Annotated in this window: 1 protein-coding gene and 2 pseudogenes; all 3 read left to right on the forward strand. The window is 37.9% G+C overall.

The genetic code is table 11. The features are described 5' to 3' along the window. A pseudogene (locus CBG25_RS15905) lies at nucleotides 1-212 on the forward strand (hypothetical protein); the annotation flags it as partial. A gap of 48 nt (nucleotides 213-260) precedes the next feature. Continuing rightward, nucleotides 261-716, forward strand: a pseudogene (locus CBG25_RS15910) (glucose PTS transporter subunit IIA); the annotation flags it as partial. A gap of 211 nt (nucleotides 717-927) precedes the next feature. After that, nucleotides 928-2,161 (forward strand): glutamine--tRNA ligase (gene glnS, locus CBG25_RS15915; RefSeq protein ID WP_290607863.1); only part of this gene is annotated, 1,234 nt, incomplete at its 3' end.

Below are 2,161 nucleotides of genomic sequence, written 5' to 3' on the forward strand. Positions count from 1 at the left end.
ATCGAGAAGTTAAACAAAATTGTGGTATTGAACGCTGTCAGGCTCGCACGAGCCGAGCGCAAAGAAATCATATTTTTCTCGCTATTTCTGCGTGGTTTGAACAACATAAACGTCGTATATCTGAAAAAATAACCCTTTATCAACAAAATTGGGACGTAATCAAAAATGCTATTGCTGAGCACATCCGTGTTTTATTAGCGTACCCAAATTAGTTTTGTGCGAAACTCGTGAAAGTAAAAAATAAGCATGTGGGGCAAACAATTTTAACGCTGGTGGCGCCGGTTAGTGGTGAAATTTATTCCCTGGATGAAGTTCCGGATGAAGCTTTTGCTAGCCGTATTGTCGGTGATGGTTTAGCGATTAAGCCAACGAGTGGTGAGGTATTAGCGCCTGTATCGCGCAAGATTGTGAAAATTTTTGCTACCAATCATGCTTTCTGCATCGAGACAAATGAAGGTGTTGAAGTGATCGTTCACATGGGCATTGATACTGTAACGTTAAAGGGGCAGGGTTGTGAGCGTTTAGTTGAAGAAAATAGTGATGTAAAGGTAGGTCAGCCTATCCTGAAATTAGATCTCGATTATTTGGAACAGCATGCTAAGTCAATGATAAGTCCAGTCGTTATCAGTAATATTGATGATTATCAGGGATTGACAATATTTGCAACTGGTGAAGTAATCGCTGGAGTAACACCAATTTATGATGTATTGAAGTAATGTGTTTTATCATTATGATTTGATATGATAACCATATAATTAATAATGAATAAAAACGGGAAGGGTTATGAACCTCCCGTTTTTCCTTTATGAGTTTTTTATTGATTAAATAAAGCCTAATAATATATGTTAATAAACGGTTGTTTCTAATTCGGATATCGTAGATGATAAAAGCGTTATTAACATGCTTTTGCATTGAGGAACTATGACAATGAATGAGGCAGATACTCGCCCAACAAATTTCATTCGCCAGATTATTGAAGAAGATTTGGCTACCGGTAAGCATACTCATGTATATACCCGTTTTCCACCTGAACCTAATGGTTATTTACATATTGGTCATGCCAAATCAATCTGTCTGAATTTTGGTATTGCAGAGGATTATCAGGGTCAATGTAATTTGCGTTTTGATGATACTAATCCAGTTAAAGAAGATGTTGAATATGTTAATTCTATTCAAGAAGATGTGAAGTGGTTAGGGTTTAATTGGAATGGTAACGTAAAATATTCGTCAGATTATTTTGATGACCTATATCAATATGCTATTGAGCTGATTAAAAAAGGCTTAGCTTATGTTGATGAATTAAGTCCCGATGCTATTCGTGAATATCGCGGAACTTTAAAGCAGCCAGGTAAAAATAGCCCATATCGTGATCTCACTATTGAGCAGAATTTGCAGCTATTTGACAAGATGCGAGCGGGTGGATTTGAAGAAGGAAAGGCCTGCCTACGTGCTAAAATTGATATGTCATCCTCTTTTATTGTCATGCGCGATCCGGTGTTATATCGGATAAAATATGCTGAACACCATCAATCGGGTAATAAATGGTGTATTTATCCAATGTATGATTTTACTCATTGTATTTCGGATGCATTGGAGGGGATTACCCACTCACTTTGTACCCTGGAATTTCAAGATAATCGCCGATTATATGATTGGGTATTAGATAATATTACCATTGATTGTCATCCAAGACAGTATGAGTTTTCGCGTCTAAATCTTGCCTATACGGTGATGTCAAAACGTAAACTAAATCAGTTAGTGGCGGAGAATAGGGTTGAAAACTGGGATGATCCCAGAATGCCAACCATTTCAGGTTTACGTCGTCGTGGTTATACGGCAGCGTCGATTCGTGAATTTTGTCGGCGTATTGGCGTGACTAAGCAAGATAATACTGTTGAAATGGCAGCATTGGAATCTTGTATTCGTGATGATCTAAATGAAAATGCACCACGGGCAATGGCGGTATTAGATCCCATAAAGTTAGTGATTGAAAATATGTCTGCTGATGAGCAAATGCTGACGATGTATAATCATCCTAATAAACCTGAGATGGGCACTCGACAAGTGCCATTTAGTCCGGAACTTTATATCGATCGAGCTGATTTTCGTGAAGAAGCTAATCGGCAATATAAGCGCTTAGTTTTGGGTAAAGAAGTGCGTT

Source organism: Arsenophonus sp. ENCA (assembly GCF_002287155.1).
Taxonomy (GTDB): Bacteria; Pseudomonadota; Gammaproteobacteria; order Enterobacterales; family Enterobacteriaceae; genus Arsenophonus; species Arsenophonus nilaparvatae.